Source organism: Arthrobacter sp. JCM 19049 (assembly GCF_001310435.1).
In genome coordinates this window covers 1-880 of sequence record NZ_BAXF01000719.1, presented here as the reverse complement: position 1 = coordinate 880, position 880 = coordinate 1, and the positions used below count along the sequence as shown (strand labels likewise).

Here is an 880-nt window from a genome sequence, read left to right as displayed (position 1 = left end):
CGCCAGCACGGCATGCCAGGTGCATCGCCTCCAGCAGCGCCAGGCCCAGCGAGGTCCAGCGGAAGGGGTGCAGGTAGGCGCGGGCCTGGCCGAGCATCCCGTGCAGCTGGGCCGGGTTCACGTCCCCGCGGATGATCAGCTGCCCCTCGGGCAGCCGCAGGGCCTCGGGCAGCTTCTTGGTGCCGATCCCGTACACCTCCAGCGGGCGATCTGCGCGAAGCCGGGCAGCAGGTCGGTGCCGGTGACCCGCCAGCGGCGCACCGGTTCGTTGATCGCCACCCCCAGGGTCGGGTTCGTGCCGGTGTACTGGTAGCCCGGGTCCACGATGCCGTGCTCAATGACCAGGGTGCGGGCCCGCCCGCAGTCCCAGAACAGCCGGTTGAAGTGGGTGACGTGCACGATCGGGATGTCGCTGCGCTCGGCCAGCGGGTGCACCGAGTTCGGCACGTTCCCGCTCTTGGGGGTGTTGTGCTCCAGGAAGACCGCCGGCAGCTCGCTGCCCGGCACCCGTCCGGTGAGCCGGTGCACCTCGGCCAGCTCCTCGGGCCGCTGCAGCACCACCACGTCAATGTGTTCCTCGGCCAGCTGCTCCTGGCTGACTTCCCTTACCGAGGCCGGCCAGTCCCGGCCCCCGGTGCCCAGCCCCCAGGCGTCACGCTGCGCGTTGACCGGGACCAGGTATTCATGCGGTCCATGCACGAAGGAGTCCATCCATCCGCCGTGCACATGCCAGATCAGGATTTTCACGATCTCTTCCTTTCGTTCTCAACGACCTCGTTGCTGCGGCGCAGCTGGCGGCGCGTGGTGAAGGACGCGACGCCGGAACCCAGCCGCTGCACCGCGGCGAACACCTCTTCGGGGGTGACCTGTGTCAGGCAGG

General features: G+C 69.4%; 1 protein-coding gene and 1 pseudogene. Both read right to left on the bottom strand.

Features of this window, described 5'->3' with window-relative positions; translation table 11 throughout:
- Positions 1–196, bottom strand: a pseudogene (locus tag JCM19049_RS22820) (glycosyltransferase family 1 protein); the annotation flags it as partial.
- Complete coding sequence (locus JCM19049_RS15760) at positions 136–747, bottom strand: hypothetical protein (protein WP_054822023.1); 612 nt, start codon at positions 745–747, stop codon at positions 136–138. The gene JCM19049_RS15760 and the pseudogene JCM19049_RS22820, both read right to left, overlap by 61 nt.
- Between the last annotated feature and the right edge of the window lie 133 nt (positions 748–880).